Below are 19,432 nucleotides of genomic sequence, written 5' to 3'. Positions count from 1 at the left end.
TTAAACTAGTGCTGCATAACGAAAATAACCAACAAGTTAAGAACAAGTCACAATAATTAATGTAATAAGGATTATTCTCTTCTGTCTTCTGCCTTAATGTACTAAGTTTGCTAAACTCAAGGATGCTTGTGTATTCAAAAGTAGTAGATTTTGCAGGGTGCAAAAAGGCGATCGCTAGTACATCACGGCTACAATTATCCAACTGTTACAAAGAGACAAAACCTTAATTTAGTGGGAATTTACGCCTTCAGCACAGTTGCCTCTTACCTCCTGCCTGACTGTACTAGTGTCCCTAAAGTTAGAAGTATCTGGCGTCTGCCCTCACGGAGAATTTAGCTCAATGTTGTCTCTGTTGCAAATAGAAAATTTTGCCCTCATTGACAAGCTGGAATTGGAATTTGGTTTGGGATTGAATGTATTGACAGGTGAAACCGGCGCAGGCAAGTCGATTATCTTGGATGCCATTGATGCGGTATTAGGCGGAAAAGTCTCTAGTCGCGTGGTTCGCACAGGTACAAGTAGGGCAATGGTAGAAGCAACTTTCTCCTCTAATTCTGCCTTAGTAGCTTGGTTGACAGAACAGGAAATCGATCTCATTGATGAAAATTCCGTAGTGATTAGCCGAGAAATTACCATTTCATCTGGGAAAGTACGGAGTAGATCGCGGATAAATGGAGTGTTAGTCAATCAGCAGGTGATGTCAGGACTGCGCGATCGCTTGGTAGAAATTACTGCTCAAGGTCAAACAGTCTTAGTTGGACAGTCTGCTCAAATTCGCGATTGGTTAGATGTGTATGGTGGAGAATCTCTGTTGCAGCAGCGACAAGAAGTCGCCACTGCTTTTAGCGCCTACCAACAAGCCCATCAGACATTAGAAAAACGCCGGACATCAGAACGGGAACGCTTGCAACAACTAGATTTACTGTCCTATCAAGTTAAGGAACTCGGGGATATCAACCTTAGCGATCCTGATGAACTAGAGCAACTCCAGCAAGAACACCAACGCCTGAATCATGTTGTTGAACTCCAACAGATGAGTTACAAAGTATACCAAGCTTTGTACCAAAACGACGATGAAACCCCAACCGCGACAGATTTGCTGGGAGACAGCGAAGTAACGTTGAGTGACATGGTAGAATACGATTCCCAGTTGCAAACGCTGTTAGATTTGGTGAGGGATGCTCAGGCAACTGTAGCGGAAGTAGCAAGGCAAATTAACGCCTATGGAGAAAGTTTGGAGGCAGATCCGCAGCGATTAGAAGAAGTAGAAGAACGCATTCGAGAATTAAAGAAAATTTGCCGCAAGTATGGGCCGACGCTGGCTGAGGTAATTGACTACTACCAGCGTATCCAAGCGGAATTAGCTGAACTGAATGACAGCGAACAATCTATTGAAAGTCTAGAAACACAAGAGGCGGAGTGTTTGGCTAAGCTTACTCAAGCTTGCCACCAGTTGAGTCAGTTGCGTCGCACCGCCGCAGCTAAATTAGAAGCCAAACTAATTAGGGAATTAAAACCCTTAGCTATGGAAAAGGTACAGTTTCAAGTGGAGATTGTACCAACTTTTCCCACTGCTGCTGGAGCAGACAAAATTACATTTATGTTTAGTCCCAATCCAGGAGAACCGCTACAACCTTTATCAGAAATTGCCTCTGGTGGGGAAATGAGTCGGTTTTTGCTAGCGCTGAAAGCTTGTTTTTCCCAAGCAGATGCAACGGGGACGCTAGTATTTGATGAAATTGATGTCGGCGTTTCCGGACGAGTAGCACAGGCGATCGCCGAAAAATTACACCAACTCAGTCAATTTCACCAAGTATTGTGTGTTACTCACCAGCCTTTAGTTGCCGCAATGGCAGATCGGCATTTTCGCGTAGACAAGCAAGTGATCAATAAAGTTAAGGGTAAAAAAGAACATAACAGACATCCAGAAGAACGTACCGTTGTGCGTATTACTACTTTAGATAACTTAACCAAACGTCGAGAAGAACTGGCTCAACTAGCAGGCGGTAAATCAGCCCAAGAAGCGATCGCCTTTGCGGAATCTTTGCTCACGCAGGCTGCAAATCACAGAAGAAAAAGTGTAGGGGTATAAAGCCCCCACTAAAATCATCTGAAGAATTCCGGATTGAGTGTACCAAATTAGAAGAGACAGTAAGTTTACCTGATATTCGCATATGTTGATGTTACTTTATAAATATAAATACTTATTTGAAAAACCTATAAAAAATTAACATACGAGATTTGGCGATCGGTTCGCCAAATTTTCCGCAATTGTCCCAAGGACAATTGAATATACATTGTGTACGGTTTAACTAGGAAATAAGTGACAGGCAGCTTAAATACAAGATGCCGTCTACTGCCGTGAAGTTTTATCTAATAGTATTGTCCTGCTCCTATGACTCCAAAACACACCAAACTTAAATTTCCTCTGTTGCAATATCTCAACCAGCCCTTATTTAACTCAAATACCAAACTGGTATTAAATCCCCGCCGCTTCGCTCATCTCTACAGAGTTGGACTTCTCAAAAGGTGTTGGACTAGAGATTGTGATGCCAAACGACCTTATTCAAACTAAAGAGTCATAGAGTTAAAAAATCAAGAGTCAAGAGTCAAGAGTTAAAAGATTATGAGTTTAAACTCGAGACTAGAGACTATGAATTCTTGACTTTGAATTATTGACTCTTGATTAAATTTAAAACTTGCCTTGAGAATGAGGCTTTTTACCATCAAGTAAAGCACTGACAGTCATATCTCCCATCACATTAATTGCAGTGCGGCAGCGATCCAAAAACCAGTCTACAGTTACAAGCACGGCAATATACTGAGTGGGCAAACCAACCGAAGTGAATACGAGTGTCATTGTCACCAGTCCCGCATTGGGAATATTAGCTGCACCCACCGAGGCAAAAATTGAGGTGAGAATGACAAGAAATTGCTGCCCAATATTTAAATGTTGTCCCAGCACTTGAGAGATAAACAATGCAGACATTGCTTCGTAAAGGGCAGTGCCATCATTGTTGAAATTTGCCCCAACTAACGATCCCAAAGCAGCAGAAGATTCTCGCAAGCCAATTTTTTCTTGCAAAACTTCAAAGGTGACGGGCATAGTCGCCCCTGAAGAAGATGTAGAAAAAGCCATCAAAAAGGCATCGGAACCGCCACGCAAGAAATTCAACGGTTTCACCCAAGAACCAAAGTTAACTCTAGTGAGATAGTAGCAAGCTTGCAACGCCAGGGCTATTAGCACCGCCACAATAAACGCTGCCAAAGATATAAACGGATCGAAACCTTCTTTAGCAACTGTCGAAGCAACGATCCCAAAAACTGCCAAGGGTACTAAAGCAATCACCCAATTGAGGATACGGATTACCGCCTCAAACAAAATCGAAATCACGTCTTCAATGGGTTGGTAGCTATTCTTACCTTGAGCCACCATCTCTGATTTGATCGCACGCAGGACGATACCAAAAGACAGGGCAATCACAATCAACTGGATGACGTTGTTATTTACCAACGGCTCAAGGATAGCTTTTGGTACAGCATCTTGAATTAGTCCCCACGGGTCGAATTTTTGCTCTGCTGATGTTGTTGTACCTCCTGGAACAGTCAAACGCCCCCAAGTACCAGGATGCAGGACGTTTGCTACTAAAAGTCCAATCAGTATTGCTACTGTAGTATTGGTAAACAGTAGTACCGCCAAACGCCGTCCCGCTGTACCGGGAATGTTTGCCGTCATAAAAGTGTGTAGCACTGCCACCAAAATCAGTGGTGGAGCTAGGGCGCGGAGAGCCTTGAGTACTAATTCTGCGGGAATTGCCAAGTTCTTAATTAGGGCTTCGTTGGCTGGGCTGGGATTTCCTCCACCCAGTGCAATTCCTACTGCTATTGCTAGAATCAGTGCGATGACGATTTGCAACGTGAGCGGGACTTTTTGCCACCAAGGACGGCGTTTGACTTGAGGCTGATCGATACTGTCTGTTTCGTTCATTGCTCGATACTTGGCTAGCGATGTCACTATTAAAACATCACTTGGCGAATATCAAGTTCCAGAAAAATACAAGTTTTATGTTGGCAAACTGAGTTACTCTAAGATACCATCCCTTTTCAAAATCTGAACAAGGGCATCTTGATGTTGTTCGCTTGTGGTAGGAAAGGCATATGTCTTTTGTTCCGTTGCATATTCATAGTGATTACAGTCTCTTGGATGGTGCCAGTCAACTGCCAGAATTGGTAGATCGCGCCATCGAACTGGGCATGAAAGCGATCGCCCTCACAGATCATGGTGTCATGTACGGTGCGATCGAACTAATAAAAATCTGCCGTAGCAAGAATATCAAGCCAATTATTGGCAACGAAATGTATATTATTAACGGCGATATCACCAAACAAGAACGCCGTCCCCGTTATCATCAAGTTGTTTTAGCAAAAAATACTAAAGGCTATAAAAATTTAGTCAAATTAACATCAATTTCTCACCTCCAAGGTGTACAAGGCAAAGGAATTTTTTCTCGTCCTTGTATTAGTAAAGACTTACTCAAAGAACATCATGAAGATTTGATAGTCACCAGTGCTTGTTTAGGTGGAGAAGTACCCCAAGCAATTCTAGCTGGTAAACTAGATGCTGCCCGCAGAGTTGCCCAATGGTACAAAGATGTATTTGGTGAAGACTATTATTTAGAAATTCAAGATCACGGCTCCCCAGAAGACCGAATTGTTAATGTAGAAATTGTGAAAATTGCCCAGGAGTTAGGCATTAAGATTGTTGCGACAAATGACTCCCATTATATTTCTTGTTACGACGTCGAAGCGCACGACGCATTGTTGTGTATTCAAACAGGCAAATTGATTATTGAAGATAACCGGATGCGTTACAGCGGTACAGAGTATCTTAAATCCGCTGAAGAAATGAAGCAGCTATTTCGCGATCATTTGCCAGAAGACGTAATTGAAGAAGCAGTAGCAAATACTGTAGAAGTTGCAGATAAAGTCGAACCGTATAATATTCTCGGTGAACCTCGCATCCCTAATTACCCTATTCCATCTGGTCACACTCCTGATACTTACGTAGAAGAAATTGCTTGGCAAGGACTATTAGAAAAACTGAATCGCAAATCTCGCAACGAAATCGATTTAGTTTACAAAGAAAGATTGGAATATGAACTAAAAATGATTCAGCAGATGGGTTTTTCCACATACTTTTTAGTTGTGTGGGACTACATCAAATTTGCTAGAGATCATGATATTCCCGTTGGCCCAGGACGTGGTTCTGCTGCTGGTTCTTTAGTAGCCTACACAATGGGAATTACCAACATTGATCCAGTCCATCACGGGTTACTCTTTGAAAGATTTCTCAACCCAGAACGGAAATCCATGCCTGATATTGATACGGATTTCTGTATTGAAAAACGAGATGAAGTCATAGACTATGTAACTGAAAAATATGGTACAGAAAGAGTTGCTCAAATCATCACTTTTAACCGCTTAACTTCCAAAGCGGTGTTAAAAGATGTCGCGAGAGTATTAAATATTCCCTACGGGGAAGCAGACAAAATGGCGAAGTTGATTCCTGTATCGCGGGGTAAACCAGCGCCACTCAAAAAGATGATTTCGGATGAGACGCCAGAACCAGAATTTAAAGCTAAATACGAAAGCGATCCCAGAGTCCGCCACTGGGTAGATATGGCGATTCGGATTGAAGGGACTAACAAAACCTTTGGTGTGCACGCAGCGGGTGTAGTGATTTCTTCTGAACCATTAGATGAAATTGTGCCATTACAAAGAAATAATGATGGTTCTGTGATTACCCAGTATTTTATGGAAGATTTAGAATCTCTGGGTTTGTTAAAGATGGATTTTCTGGGTTTAAAGAACCTGACAATGATTCAGAAAACCATCGAGTTAATTGAAGATAACCACGGATTTAAAATCGATCCTTATGTAATTACTGCTCAGGAAAGAAAAGCTCAAAAAATATTAGCCAAAGGTGGAGAAACTGCCAAACTACCTCATGATATCAAAAAGACCTATGAATTATTGGAAGCTGGTGAGTTAGAAGGTGTATTTCAGTTAGAATCATCGGGAATGCGCCAGATAGTGCGAGATTTGAAGCCTTCCAATATAGAAGATATTTCTTCTATATTGGCGCTTTATCGACCGGGCCCATTAGATGCAGGACTGATTCCTAAATTTATCAATCGTAAACATGGCCGAGAAAAGATTGATTATGAACACACTCTTTTGGAACCAATTCTAGATGAAACCTATGGAATTATGGTTTATCAAGAGCAAATCATGAAAATTGCTCAAGATATGTCTGGATATTCTCTTGGTCAAGCTGATTTGCTACGTCGGGCGATGGGTAAAAAGAAAGTTTCCGAAATGCAAAAACAGCGAGAGAAATTTATCGATGGTGCAGCAAAAAATGGTGTAAAGCAACAAATTGCCGAAGAATTGTTTGAGCAAATGTTGAAGTTTGCTGAATATTGCTTGAGTTATGACACAGAAATTTTGACGGTAGAGTATGGATTTTTGCCGATTGGGGAAATAGTGGAAAAAGGCATTGAATGCACAGTGTATACTGTTGATAACAATGGAAATGTGTATACACAAACGATTGCTCAGTGGCATAATCGCGGTCAACAAGAAGTATTTGAATATTGTTTGGAAGATGGTTCGGTGATTCGAGCCACAAAAGACCATAAATTTATGACGACTGATGGGCAAATGTTGCCAATAGATGAAATATTTGCAAGGGGATTAGATTTGCTACAAGTGAAGGGTTTGCCGGAGTGAAACTTATTTGCTTGGTTAAGTATTGATGCGATCGCACCTTAAATAATGTCATTGATAAAGCACTAATAATTATGGCAGTGTATCAGCCAACCAAAGTAAGCTAAATTTAGATTTGCACTACTGGGAGTGGAGAGATGTTGTTGGAATTAAAGCGCATCCAGGTTCCACCGGGACAACGAGTGCTGCTGAAAGATATCAGCTGGCAGGAATTTGAAACAATTCTGGAAGATTTAGGGGAACACCGTGCAGCACGAATTGCCTATGACCGGGGAATACTAGAGATTATGACACCACTGCCGGAGCATGAATATGATAAAGAAATTATTGGTGACTTGGTCAAGGCTTTACTAGAAGAGTTAGAAATTGAGTTTATCAGCCTTGGTTCTACCACTTTCAAAAACCAAGCTATGGCTCAAGGTATAGAACCTGACCAGTGTTTCTATATAAAAAACGAAGCGAGGATTCGCGGGAAGAAGCGACTAGATTTAACAGTAGACCCTCCACCAGATTTAGCGCTAGAAGTGGATATCACATCCCGAACTCATCCCAATATTTATGAAGCACTAAAAGTTCCTGAACTTTGGCGATTTGACAAAGGTAAGTTACAAATTAATGTACTGCAAGATGGACTTTATGTAGAGTCACAGGAAAGCTTGAATTTTCCCAGATTTCCACTGATTGAGGTGATTCCTCAATATCTTGAGCAAAGTAGAACAACTGGCAGAAATGCAACGCTGAAGGCTTTTCGCCTTTGGGTTAGAGAGCAAATACAACAAAAATAGCCCGTTTCGTGTCTAAAGGTAAAATATCTATATAGTACATATTAAGGTAGTTGCGGAAATGACAATTGTAGTTCCAAGAGCCACTACCATAGAGGAATTCTTGAAACTTCCATCTATTGATGAGTCTCCAGCCTGGGAGTATATTAACGGTGAGGCAGTTCAGAAACCGTGGGAGGAGGCAAACATAGCCTGTTGCAAAAGCGTTTAGTCGCTGCGGTAGATGCAGCAGGTAGCAACTATGAAGCTTTCCCAGAATTGCGCTGTTCGTTTGGTAATCGTTCAGTTGTTCCTGATGTAGTTGTCGTCGCCACCAACAAACTACCACTTGATGATAGCGGTGATATTACAAGCACTGGTATTGAGTTTCCTCCTGCTTGGGTGATTGAAATTCTTTCTCCCGACCAAAGTCAAACTAAAGTTACAGGCAATATTTTATACTATGTTAAAAATGGCACTCAACTAGGATGGTTGATAGATCCAAGTGAACGCTCTGTGTTAGTTTATCAGCCTAATCGCCTGCCAGATTTGTTGGCTAGAACAGATGTATTACCTGTGTTGGAAGGTATAAACCTGAGTATCGCTGTTGATGATGTATTTGCTTGGTTAAAGCGGATCGGGTTTTAAGGCGATCGCCAACTTAGATATGTTGATCTTTACGATTCACCGCGAATAACACCTCCTGGGCATTTTCCAATAATTTTAATGTTACACTCAGGCAAATCACAGCGATGTTGTATTGATTTCTCAATTATTAAGGTAATTGTTGGACGTATATAGAAGTTATTGAAGGTGCGTTAGTATAGCGCAACGTAGCTTAAAAATCTTTGTGTTTCTTCCTTCGTGTCCTTTGCGTCCTACCCTAGCGGGAAGCCGCTAGCGCGTCTATGTGGTTCATTTAATTCCCCTCTCCGCTAGCGGGGAGGGGGTAGGGGGTGGGGTACTACGCGCTAAAGTACTTCGCTACCGGGTGATAGCAAATAATCGCCGTCGTAGACTGTTCCGGATACAATTGCTCACTTTCATCCATATACAAATCAATCCTGTCAGTCCCCAACAACTCCAGCTGCTTGTACTGATCCTGAATATTCGGACACGCCGGATAGCCAAAACTGTACCGCGAACCTTGATACCGCTGTGCCAATACATCTCGAATATTATTCGGTTCCTCAGCACCAAAACCCAACTCCCGGCGAATCCTAGCATGTGTCCACTCAGCCAGCGCTTCCGCCATCTGCACGGCTAAACCGTGGAAATACAGATAATCAGTGTATTGATTATTTGCAAACAACTTCTGCGCGTACTCCGTGGCAACATGTCCCACCGTCACCGCCTGCATCGGGAACACATCAATAACTCCCGACTCCTTCGGCGCAAAGAAATCTGCAATACACAGTCTCCTCAACGACTTCTGCCTGGGAAACTCAAACCTTGCTATCTCCTTGGTGTCCTTCGTATCTTTGTGGTTGTATATATACAAACTATTCCCCTCAGCCTGACAAGGGAAATACCCATAAATCACCTGTGGATGCAACAAATTCTCCTCAATAATTCGCTGCTTCCACTCTTCCAAAATCGGATACACCTTCTCATTCAAGAAAGCCTGATATTCTTCCTTAGATTGCTCCTTCGGCTTGCGGAATTGCCACTGTCCCGCAATCAAAGCTTGCAAATCCAAGTACCAAAATACCTCCTCCAGAGGAATATCACTCGGCTGTAACAGCTGCGTTCCCCAGAAAGGCGGTGTCGGACGTTCGATATCTACTGCTACCGCTTCCGAACGACGGGTATCGACAACTTGAGGTTCTGGGGGTGCTTGTTCTTGCACTGCTTCTGCTACTGGCTGTTTGTGACCATTTCCTGATACTTCCGCAGTTTCAGCAAGTTCATCCAAAAAGCCCTTCACATCATCCCACTTACCAGCCGTTTTCGCTGGCATTAATTTATCCATGAAGTGCAAATCAGAGAATGCATCCTTGCCATATATCACCTTACCTTTGTAAGTATTCTGACAATCTTCATAGACAAACTTGGGAGTCAGCGCCGCACCACCCAAAATTACGGGTACAGTAATTCCCTTTTCGTTAAATACCTCCAAATTTTCTTTCATGAAGGCGGTGGACTTCACCAGCAACCCACTCATGGCAATACAATCAGCCTTGTGTTTTTGGTAAGCCTCGATCATGCTTTCCACCGGCTGCTTAATCCCCAGGTTAATCACCTTGTAACCGTTGTTGGACAAGATGATATCCACCAAGTTTTTGCCAATGTCGTGAACATCGCCTTTGACAGTGGCGATAATAAATGTACCTTTGGCGTTATCATCACCAGCTTCTGATTTTTCCATGAAGGGTTCGAGGTACGCCACCGCCGCTTTCATGGTTTCGGCTGACTGCAACACAAAAGGTAGCTGCATTTGTCCAGAACCGAACAACTCACCTACTACTTTCATGCCATCGAGCAAGAAGACGTTGATAATATCCAAAGGAGGATATTTCTTTAAGGCTTCGGCAAGTGCTTGATCTAAACCAATGCGTTCGCCGTCGATGATGTGACGCTTGAGGCGTTCTTCGATGGGGAGACTTTCATCGACGCCTTTGTCGCGTTTCGTTGTCACCCCTTCAAACATTGTAGTTAGTTCTGCCAAGGGGTCATAAACGCAGACATCGCCTTCAAATTTGCGTTCGTCGTAAATCAACTGGCGGCAGATTTCTTGATGCTTTTCCTCAATCTTCGATAGTGGTAGAATCTTGCTAGCGCTGACGATCGCCGCATCCATACCCGCCGCGATCGCTTCATGCAAAAACATCGAGTTCAGCACAATCCGCGCGGCTGGGTTCAAACCAAAGGAAACGTTAGAAACACCGAGAATAATATGACATCCGGGCAATTCTTGGTGAATGCGGCGGATCGCTTCGATTGTGGCTTTGCCGTTGGTGCGGTCTTCTTCAATACCCGTGGAAATTGGTAGTGCCAGCGGATCGAAAAAGATTTCATGGGACGGGATACCGTATTCTAGAGCTTGACGATAGGCGCGTTGGGCAATTTCAAACTTTTTCTCAGCAGTCCGCGCCATCCCCTCTTCATCGATAGTACCAACTACTACACCAGCACCGTACTTTTTCGCTAACTCCAACACCTTTAAAAAACGGGGTTCTCCATCTTCATAGTTGGTGGAGTTGAGAATACACTTACCTCCGGCGACTTTTAAACCCGCCTCCATCTTTTCCCATTCCGTGGAGTCGAGCATCAAGGGAAGTGTAATATTATTGACAATGCGAGAAACCAATTCGTGCATATCCCGCACGCCATCACGCCCCACATAATCTACGTTCACATCCAGAATGTGTGCGCCTTCTTTTAGTTGCGCCCTTGCCATCGAAACCAGTCCATCCCAATCTTCCGCGTTCAGCAATTCGCGGCACTTTTTGGAACCACTGGCGTTTAACCGTTCACCGACAATTAAGAAGGAATTATCTTGTTCGTAAGGCTGAATACTGTAAATTGACGCCGCTGCTGGTTCTAGCTGAGGCTGTCTGATTTTCGGCTTTAGTTCTTTGGTGATTTCTGCTAATTGTTGAATGTGTTCTGGACGTGTCCCACAGCAACCCCCAATTACTTGGACACCCAAATCTTCAACAAAGTGCATCAACGACATCCGTAATTCCATTGGTGTCAGGCGGTAGTGCGCTTGTCCACCGACATTCTCCGGCAAACCTGCGTTAGGTATACAGGAAACTACGAAAGGAGAATGTTCTGAAAGATACTTGATATGTGGTTTCATCAGGTCTGGGCCAGTGGCACAGTTTAGACCGAGAATGTCTATTGGATAAGGTTCCAAAATAGTCAGCACGGCGTTAATTTCCGTACCAACTAGCATTGTCCCCATCGTTTCCATCGTGACAGAAACCATCAAAGGACGGCGATCGCCTTTTTTGGCAAAGACTTCTTCAATACCATTCAGCGCCGCTTTGATTTGCAACACATCCTGACAAGTCTCGACAATAAATAAATCAACCCCACCATCCCACAGCGCCTCTGCTTGTTGGGCGAAGGCATCTTTCATCGTGTCAAAATCGATGTGTCCCAAAGTTGGCAGTTTTGTTGTCGGCCCCATCGAACCAGCCACAAACCGGGGTTTATCTGGAGTCGAGAATTCTGCCGCGACGCGCTTTGCAAGTTCTGCGGCTGTTTTGTTAAGGTAATATGCTTGGTCGGCGAGGTCATATTCTGCCAATACAATCGATGTACCGCCAAAAGTATCAGTCTCAATTACATCTGCACCCGCAGCGAGAAAATCGCGGTGAACCTTCGCCACGGCTTCAGGTTTAGTGTGAACGAGGTACTCGTTACAACCTTCATATTCCGGCCCGCCGAAATCTTCAGCCGTGAGGTTTTGCAGTTGCAGGTTAGTTCCCATCGCACCGTCGAAAACAATAACAGGGCGATCGGGACTGTGCAAGCGTTCCAAGAAGGGATGAGTCATAATTTGCTAAGAAAAATTTGGGTAGTCTGATTATTCGACTTAATTTAATATTTTCTAAAATTTCTAGAGTTTCGGAAGAATTTGTTCAGAGTATTGATTTTTAGCGATGCTGGGGCGGCACGAGGTGGTTTGAGCTTGGAAAGGTTGGAGCTAACCGAAAAATTTCTCAACCAGTTGAAACAAAAAGCGCGTTACATAGCATGGCTGAACCCGATGGCAAAAGAGCGCTGGTTTGGCACAACAGCAGGTGAAATTGCCCCTTTAGTGCCAATGTTTGATTTTAGTCATCAGGGGTTGGATGGGGTTATAGATGTGTTGCGGGGTCGGGGAAGCCATGCAAAATTAGGGTATAGGCTGTGATACAAATAACTGTATTATGATTCAAGCTATATCTAAGTCACTAACCTTTGAAGAATTTTTAGAATTGTACCCTGAAGACGGGGGGCGCTATGAACTGTTTGAGGGGGAAATTGTAGAAGTGCGTCCGGTGGGTCAACATGAAGTAATTTGCAGCTTTATTGCAGCTGAACTTACCCTCGAAATTCGACGGCTACAACTTCCCTACTTCACATCTAGAAATACTCTAGTGAAACCAGATAAACCAGGTACAGCAGATTTACCCGATTTGGTTGTTCTCGATAAACAGACCATTGGAATTGACCCTTACTGGGAAAAGTACTCAACTATTTCTATTGGTAGTTCGGCGCAGCTGGTGGTCGAAGTAGTCAGTACTAATTGGAGAGATGACTACTTGAAAAAACTAGATGACTACGAAACGCTAGGCATACCAGAATACTGGATTGTGGACTATCTGGCTTTGGGCGCAGCACGGTATATTGGCTCTCCCAAAATGCCCACTATTTCCGTCTACCGTCTGGTTGATGGGGAGTATGAGGTAAATCAGTTTAGGGGTGCAGAACGCGTTGTTTCCAAAGCCTTTCCTGAATTGGTGCTGACTGCTGAGCAGGTTTTTCAAGGGTAGGAAGCATGAAACCTGAAGTTGCCACACGCCGCATAGAAACTTTTGGTCAACGCTTTGGACAAACGCATCTCATTTTTGCTTACCATCCCGCGTTTCCCCTAGCCCTTCCAACCTACTCTTAATGCACCAATTCAACTGTGCCACACCACTACACTTCTGAGGCTGGGTATGTAGCACTGACAATTGTCACCGGGTTTAACGGCGCAAACCGCGTTAACTGCCCAATTGGCACAGAACGCGATAACTGCACTTGCAACAGTTGATACTCCCAAGCATGAGATGTAAACCATGCTAAAGCTGTGTTGAGATGCTCAAGGGTAGCCAAAGCCAGAACTATGACGCCATCAGGATTTAACTTACTAGCACAAGTATCAAGAATTCCAGTTAAGTTACCGCCACTACCGCCAATAAAAACGCGATCGCACTTCCCCTCCAATGTCTCGAAAACTTCTGGCGCACTCCCGTGAACAGGTATGACATTTCTAACTTGAAACCGTTCGCAGTTCCGGGAAATTAAGGAACTACCCGCAGCAGTTTTTTCAATAGCAAACACCTTGGCAGTGGGGAACAAGCGAGCAATTTCGATGGAGACAGAACCAGTTCCCGCGCCAATATCCCAAATAATTTGTCTGGGACGCAGTGCTAGTTCTGCTAGAACTAAGGTGCGGACTTCTCGTTTTGTCATCAAACCAGGGCGATCGCTAAAACTCACAAAGCAATCATCTGGTATCCCAAACAGTGGTAATTTCTCTAGATCCAGTTCTTTATCGTGTTGCTGGCGCAGTAATACCACTACGTTCAGGGGTGCAAATGTAGAGACGTTGCATGCAACGTCTCTACACAATGTTTCCACTGGCAAACACTGCACGCATTCGTCATCGCCACCCAAATTTTCACACACCCAAAACTGATACTGACTGGGTAAATTTAGACATTCCACCAAACGTGCGATCGCACTAGGGGTATTCTTACCATCTGTCAGCACGGCAATTTTTTCTACACCTTGCTGCAATGCTTGAATTAATTCGTCAACAGAACGCCCGTGCGCGCTAATGACACGGGCGTCCTGCCAAGGAACTTTGATCTGATTAAAGGCTAGCTGTATTGAACTTAGATGAGGATGAAATGTCAGTTCTTCTGGAGGAAGTTCTGCTAATAGCAAGCGTCCCAAACCAAAAAACAGCGGATCGCCAGAAACAAGAACGACAATTCCCTCAGTACCTAGCGCCAACTCGTGGCGAATTTCAGCAATTGCTTCCGTAAAATCTCTGAGTAACAAACGTTTAGCTGGGTGGTTGGGAAAATAACTCAAGTGGCGATCGCTGCCAACAAGCAATGTAGCATTTTCAACTATTTGCCTAAGTTTTTCCCCCAGCCCAGCGGCTCCATCTAAGCCAATACCCATTACATGAATTTTAGTCATTAGTCAATAGACCTCTTACATGAACATTTAAAATGTCATGTTGAGCACAGCGAGACATCTGTGAGATTCTTTATTCCACTAGGTTACATTCACAATGACAATCCTGATTTTTTGATTCGTGCAAGAGGTCTAATAGCTACTAATAGCGAATGTTACTTACTTAATAACCTTAAAATCTATTTCCAGCTTCAAGCTAAAGTATGCGATTAGCTTACTAGATGAGCTTTTCAACCCGTTAAAACTCGTTTTAACTTTTAGCCCAAACTTTAGTTTCTGGTTAAAACTAAGTGTCATTCGTTACAAATGACCAATGACCAATGACTAATGACCATTGACTAACCACCAAAAGGAGTTAAACGCTTGATGGCACGACCGGCTACATCTCCGTAGCGCAGTTGCCCACACAGAATTTTACCCATAGTTTGAGGTGCAGAAGGGCGCTTGACACCAACTTTGTAACCAACACCAGGAAAGCGATAAAACAGTCCGGCTAATTTTTGCGCCCAAGCCATATCACTACCCCATTCTGTATTAATGATCTCGGAGTATTTTTCTAAAGCGTTAATGTCACCAGCGAGGGCTTTGTTAATGGCTTCTGATGCTTTTAAGCCACTAAAAATAGAGGGACGAATACCTTCTGCGGTAAAAGGATCAACTACACAAGCTGCTTCTCCTGCCAAAACAGCATTTTCGGTGTGCAACTTTTGCTCGCCATTCCACAAACAAAGAGCATGGCCATACTGCTTGCAAGTTTTTACATCCACACCAAAGGAGTTGCCATACTCATCCAAAATTTTCTTGAAGTCCTGTGGTTCACCACCGATAAAAGTACCAACACCTATGGAATAACCATCTGCTTTGGGAAAATTCCAGAGGTAGCCGTTTTTCACCATACCAAACTCAAAGTTGGCAACATTACCGTTTTCCACTTTGGCTGGTGCTTCGGCTTCTAACGCTCCTGCTAGGCGGCGTTTGCGTTCCTTGAAGCCTAACCATTTTGCCATTGATCCCTTCGCACCGTCAGCAGCAATTAAATAACGACCTGTTACTGAATCGTTCGCTGTATTCACTTGCCAATGGTCACTTTTAAACTCAATGCCTGTGACTTCCGTGTTATCTTTTAGCTCTGCTCCTTGTTTCTGTGCTTGCTGAACTAGGAAATGGTCAAAAACATCTCGCCGTACCATCCATACTGGTTCGGGGGTTTGTAGTTTCGCTTCTACTGGATCGCCCATTTTCCACGTGCAGCGAATTGTGTCGGCCTTAATAGAAATTGCTGGGCTAAAGTCAAAGTCGAACCATTCAGCGATCGCCGGCGACACCCCACCACCACAGGGTTTATATCTTGGCAGAGATTCTTTTTCCAGTATTAATACAGAGCGTCCCTGTTTGGCTAAGTGATATGCCGCTGTTCCACCAGCTGGTCCGGCACCGACGATGATGCAATCGTACATAAGTCTGAATTTTCGTTCCTGAATGAGTTAATTGTTGAGTTTTGTTGAGTTTTCGGCTCTACGCTTAGACAGTGTCACCAAAATTTAACTTAATTTGGGGGTTTGCTGCCCAAAATTTCACAGCTTTTTGTTGAAATTGTATATATTATCTGAATAATTCTTCTTAACCAACTAATTTCATCTGTAAATCTTGGTATTTAAAAAAACTCTTTTAATGATTTTACTTTTTGATACCTTGTTATTACGTGTTTTTGTTGCCAAGCCGTCCATAATGTTTCGTAGTTTTTATGTTTTTTTTGATTGTGTATAAGTTATCTATTTCCACATGACCGTTACTAAACTACAATTTGTTAGTTCCACTTATCGCAAATTTTTCACCAAGCGTTTAAGATAAAACTTAAAGTTTTAGTAAATATTTCCGCTTCAGTAAGTGGATGATCTTTGAGAATAAACGTCCTGTGGATTTGCTACACCCAAATCACGGAATAAATTATAAAATGCCTATGCTGACCAACTATAAAAGCAAGACTTGGGCATTTAGATATTGTCAAGTGCAGGAATATCAGTATAGATACACTTAACTTTGACAGCGAGTAATAAGAGTTAAGAGCAATGAGTAAAGAGTTCAATTCATCACTCCCAACTCTTCACTCCTGTATGGGCAAGTTTAACCCGATATTGCTTCCAAGCTCATAAAGCAATTTACTAGGTAAACCCGCCCTTACTGTTTTAGACAGTTGTGATGTCTTTTTCCTTTTCTGCCAGTAATTCGTTGATTCTGGCAGCGTATTTGTCGGTCAGTTTTTGTAATTTATCTTGCTGATCGCGTGCTTCATCTTCAGAAATCTCAGAGTTTTTTTCCATTTTGCGAATGGTTTCTAAGGCATCGCGGCGGATATTACGAATACCAACGCGTCCTTCTTCAGCATACTTAGCAGCAACTTTTACCAATTCTTTGCGGCGATCGCTCGTCAGTGGCGGAATGTTCAGCCTAATGACAGAACCGTCGTTGTTAGGGGTTAAACCCACATCCGACATGGAAATCGCCTTTTCGATCATGTTCAAGGTACTGCGATCGTAGGGCTGAATCATGATCGTTGTAGCATCCGGCGTGCTGATGTTAGCCAGTGATTTCAAAGGTGTGGGAGTACCGTAGTATTCCACATTCACCTTATCTAGTAAACTCGCGTTAGCGCGACCAGTGCGAATTGTGTTAAAAGCTCGTTGAGTCGCCTCAACGGTCTTTTGCATCGTACTCTCAGCTTCAGCTAATTTCACAAGAACCTCCCACAAGGGTGCCGATAGATTCTCCCATGACTGCACGGTGGATATTACCCCGCACGCTTAAGTCAAAGACGAGAATTGGGATATTATTTTCTTTACATAAGGCTATCGCGGTACTGTCCATTACCCGCAAATCTTTTGCTAAAACATGTCCATAAGTCAAAGTATTGTAACGTTTGGCATCAGGATAAATGTGGGGGTCGGCATCGTACACTCCGTCTACCTTAGTGGCTTTGAAAATTACTTCGGCTTCAATTTCTGCCGCCCTCAAGGCAGCAGTGGTATCGGTGGTGAAGAAAGGATTGCCAGAACCCGCACCAAAAATTACCACCCGCCCCTTTTCTAGGTGACGGATGGCACGACGACGAATATATGGTTCGGCTAATTCTTGCATGGCGATCGCGGTTTGTACCCGTGTCTGTACCCCTATGCGTTCCAGCGAGTCTTGTAGTGTCATGGCATTCATTACCGTGGCAATCATGCCAATGTAGTCAGCGGTTGCCCTGTCCATCCCCGCCGACGCCGCTTTGACGCCACGAAATATATTGCCTCCGCCAACGACGATGGCAATTTGAACACCTGTGGCTACCACCTCTGCTACTTCTGCGGCTATTTCTTTTACCACTTCTGGATCAATTCCATAGCCCATGTTGCCCATCAAGGCCTCACCGCTCAGTTTAAGTAAAACCCGTCGGTAATTTGTTCCCATGAAGTTACGCTTTATCGAAAATTTGCAATTACCTCCAATTTAAGATAACAGTACTGTGACTATCTGTCTCTATTTACGCCACACCAAAGCAGTACCTACGGGTTGAGTTTCTGTAGGGTAAATTTTTTGACCTTTAAACAGCAATGCGATCGCTGTTTTCAAATAATGTCCTCGCACGGTTAACGGATTTTGAGGGTTATCATCAATTAGTCCTTTGTAGCGGACTACGCCATCTTTATCTATTAAGAAAGCCATTGGTGTTTTGCTAACACCAAAACTGCGAGTTACGTCTTGAGTAGAGTCCCATAGGTAGGGGAAGTTCAACTTGTTTGACTTTGCAAAAGCTTTCATCTTTTCAAAGCTTTCTGTTGATAGCTGACTGGCATCATTGCCATTCAAACCAATCAGTGTGAAACCTTGTTCATGAAACTCAGCTTGAATATTTTTGAGCCTTTCTAGATATAATTTTACATAAGGACAGCAATTAGACATAGGAATGACGCCGACTGCACGGAATTTTTCTAGATAGCGGCTCAGATGGTGTACTTGCTCGTCAATTCCTGGCAGTTCAAAATCTGGTGCGTAGCTTCCTATAGGAGTATCAATTGTTTCTAGTATATTCATCTTCTCTGACTCGCAGGAACTAGAAGAAAATATAGTTAAATTTGGGTTGATTCTGTTATTCTTTAGTTCGCCACTCACTATCTTGCGGATATTTAATAATCAATTATTTTATAGACCAATTTGGCTGTTGTAAATTGTAAAACTACTGAATCTAGCAATTGTGCTAACTTTATTACATTATAAATAATTATAACGTCATTTTCACATAGACGCTGCGAAAAAATAAATCAAATCACATCATTCTAAATCTTTTGCCTCTAGTGTGCGAACCTCAAAAATTTAGGTGGGAGGGATGCTATCTAAATTGATGGTCATAACAACTTTATTTTTGCTTTGCTGAAACAGCTTCAATTACTCTTTCCATCCAATTTAATTTACTTGCTATTTTTTATGCTCATAATGAGATTACCTGTGTTTTTTACTCAAGGCGAGTATAAACTCACTATCACCGAGCAACTCTCCTTTTATGTAATAACTTCTAACATTTATTCCACAGAAACTTTACACATCTGTTGTATATATTCGATGGAAGCAAGGAATAAATATCAACTTATATTCTGATTTTTGATTTAATTTACCATTGTAATATCCTACTTGATGAGAAGCGTCTAAAATTGTATATGAATGTTTTCACAGCTTTGAGAGTAGGTACTTCTAGCTGATTGGTGTATAAGCGATATTACTATAATAGAAGTATCATAAGTATCAGCAGTTTCGTAACCTAAAAATACTATTACAGAAATAAAAGTTTGTGTAGACATAACAAATAATCTGTATAAATGACATAAAGTTGTGACTTCTCAACTTGACTTCATTTCAGTAGTCAGTACAGCACCTTAATCAAGAAGCAGAAGACTCTCCAGGCGCGAGACTTCTTACAGAAATGGGACAATGGTATT

General features: G+C 42.8%; 13 protein-coding genes. 6 read left to right on the top strand and 7 right to left on the bottom strand.

The window, feature by feature from the left end; genetic code table 11:
• The first annotated feature begins 340 nt into the window (after positions 1-340).
• Positions 341-2,092 (top strand): DNA repair protein RecN, encoded by a 1,752-nt coding sequence (recN, locus tag HXY43_RS20405; protein WP_290886873.1) that lies wholly within the window; start codon positions 341-343, stop codon positions 2,090-2,092.
• 600 nt (positions 2,093-2,692) lie between these two features.
• On the opposite strand, the gene HXY43_RS20395 is transcribed toward recN, so the two are convergent.
• Positions 2,693-3,988, bottom strand: a complete 1,296-nt coding sequence (locus tag HXY43_RS20395) for a dicarboxylate/amino acid:cation symporter (protein ID WP_290886868.1) — start codon at positions 3,986-3,988, stop codon at positions 2,693-2,695.
• A 170-nt stretch (positions 3,989-4,158) separates the two neighbouring features.
• Between HXY43_RS20395 and HXY43_RS20390 the strand changes: the two genes are divergently transcribed.
• The 3 genes from HXY43_RS20390 (at position 4,159) to HXY43_RS20380 (ending at position 8,198) form a co-directional block, all read left to right on the top strand.
• Positions 4,159-6,792: a DNA polymerase III subunit alpha gene (locus HXY43_RS20390; RefSeq protein ID WP_290886865.1), complete on the top strand. Its 2,634-nt coding sequence runs from the start codon at positions 4,159-4,161 to the stop codon at positions 6,790-6,792.
• Positions 6,793-6,926: 134 nt separating this feature from the next.
• Entirely contained in the window at positions 6,927-7,574 is a 648-nt protein-coding gene (locus HXY43_RS20385; protein WP_290886862.1) for a Uma2 family endonuclease, read from the top strand.
• A gap of 168 nt (positions 7,575-7,742) precedes the next feature.
• Positions 7,743-8,198, top strand: coding sequence for a Uma2 family endonuclease (locus tag HXY43_RS20380; protein WP_367161492.1), 456 nt, complete (start codon positions 7,743-7,745; stop codon positions 8,196-8,198).
• A 316-nt stretch (positions 8,199-8,514) separates the two neighbouring features.
• Here the strand turns inward: HXY43_RS20380 and metH are convergent, their stop codons facing one another.
• Positions 8,515-12,057: a methionine synthase gene (gene metH, locus HXY43_RS20375; protein WP_290886859.1), complete on the bottom strand. Its 3,543-nt coding sequence runs from the start codon at positions 12,055-12,057 to the stop codon at positions 8,515-8,517.
• 81 nt (positions 12,058-12,138) lie between these two features.
• On the opposite strand from metH, the gene HXY43_RS20370 reads away from it, so the two are divergent.
• Together HXY43_RS20370 and HXY43_RS20365 are read left to right on the top strand one after the other, a co-directional pair.
• Positions 12,139-12,417 carry a hypothetical protein gene (locus HXY43_RS20370; RefSeq protein ID WP_290886856.1) on the top strand — a complete coding sequence of 93 codons (279 nt, stop codon included), beginning with the start codon at positions 12,139-12,141 and terminating at the stop codon, positions 12,415-12,417.
• Positions 12,418-12,433: 16 nt separating this feature from the next.
• On the top strand, positions 12,434-13,039 hold the full coding sequence (locus tag HXY43_RS20365; protein WP_026731639.1) for a Uma2 family endonuclease: 606 nt from the start codon (positions 12,434-12,436) through the stop codon (positions 13,037-13,039).
• A gap of 148 nt (positions 13,040-13,187) precedes the next feature.
• Here the strand turns inward: HXY43_RS20365 and cbiE are convergent, their stop codons facing one another.
• From cbiE to HXY43_RS20340, 5 genes are all read right to left on the bottom strand, one after another.
• On the bottom strand, positions 13,188-14,462 hold the full coding sequence (gene cbiE, locus HXY43_RS20360) for a precorrin-6y C5,15-methyltransferase (decarboxylating) subunit CbiE (protein WP_290886851.1): 1,275 nt from the start codon (positions 14,460-14,462) through the stop codon (positions 13,188-13,190).
• A gap of 335 nt (positions 14,463-14,797) precedes the next feature.
• Entirely contained in the window at positions 14,798-15,916 is a 1,119-nt protein-coding gene (locus tag HXY43_RS20355) for a geranylgeranyl reductase family protein (protein ID WP_290886849.1), read from the bottom strand.
• Between the two features lie 729 nt (positions 15,917-16,645).
• Complete coding sequence (gene frr, locus HXY43_RS20350) at positions 16,646-17,194, bottom strand: ribosome recycling factor (RefSeq protein ID WP_290886846.1); 549 nt, start codon at positions 17,192-17,194, stop codon at positions 16,646-16,648.
• Complete coding sequence (gene pyrH / locus HXY43_RS20345) at positions 17,181-17,909, bottom strand: UMP kinase (RefSeq protein WP_026731643.1); 729 nt, start codon at positions 17,907-17,909, stop codon at positions 17,181-17,183. Before pyrH ends, frr begins: the two co-directional genes overlap by 14 nt.
• Positions 17,910-17,978: 69 nt before the next feature.
• Positions 17,979-18,533, bottom strand: a complete 555-nt coding sequence (locus HXY43_RS20340; protein WP_290886841.1) for a thioredoxin family protein — start codon at positions 18,531-18,533, stop codon at positions 17,979-17,981.
• Between the last annotated feature and the right edge of the window lie 899 nt (positions 18,534-19,432).

This window comes from Fischerella sp., assembly GCF_013388695.1.
Lineage (GTDB): Bacteria > Cyanobacteriota > Cyanobacteriia > Cyanobacteriales > Nostocaceae > PCC9605.
This window is presented reverse-complemented; position numbering and strand designations above follow the sequence as displayed.

Excerpts from the sequence above, each read along its gene's own strand:
- recN (WP_290886873.1), top strand. The coding sequence starts at position 341 with ATGTTGTCTCTGTTGCAAATAGAAAATTTTGCCCTCATTGACAAGCTG.
- HXY43_RS20395 (WP_290886868.1), bottom strand. The coding sequence starts at position 3,988 with ATGAACGAAACAGACAGTATCGATCAGCCTCAAGTCAAACGCCGTCCT.
- HXY43_RS20390 (WP_290886865.1), top strand. The coding sequence starts at position 4,159 with ATGTCTTTTGTTCCGTTGCATATTCATAGTGATTACAGTCTCTTGGAT.
- HXY43_RS20385 (WP_290886862.1), top strand. The coding sequence starts at position 6,927 with ATGTTGTTGGAATTAAAGCGCATCCAGGTTCCACCGGGACAACGAGTG.
- metH (WP_290886859.1), bottom strand. The coding sequence starts at position 12,057 with ATGACTCATCCCTTCTTGGAACGCTTGCACAGTCCCGATCGCCCTGTT.
- HXY43_RS20365 (WP_026731639.1), top strand. The coding sequence starts at position 12,434 with ATGATTCAAGCTATATCTAAGTCACTAACCTTTGAAGAATTTTTAGAA.
- cbiE (WP_290886851.1), bottom strand. The coding sequence starts at position 14,462 with ATGACTAAAATTCATGTAATGGGTATTGGCTTAGATGGAGCCGCTGGG.
- HXY43_RS20355 (WP_290886849.1), bottom strand. The coding sequence starts at position 15,916 with ATGTACGATTGCATCATCGTCGGTGCCGGACCAGCTGGTGGAACAGCG.
- pyrH (WP_026731643.1), bottom strand. The coding sequence starts at position 17,909 with ATGGGAACAAATTACCGACGGGTTTTACTTAAACTGAGCGGTGAGGCC.
- HXY43_RS20340 (WP_290886841.1), bottom strand. The coding sequence starts at position 18,533 with ATGAATATACTAGAAACAATTGATACTCCTATAGGAAGCTACGCACCA.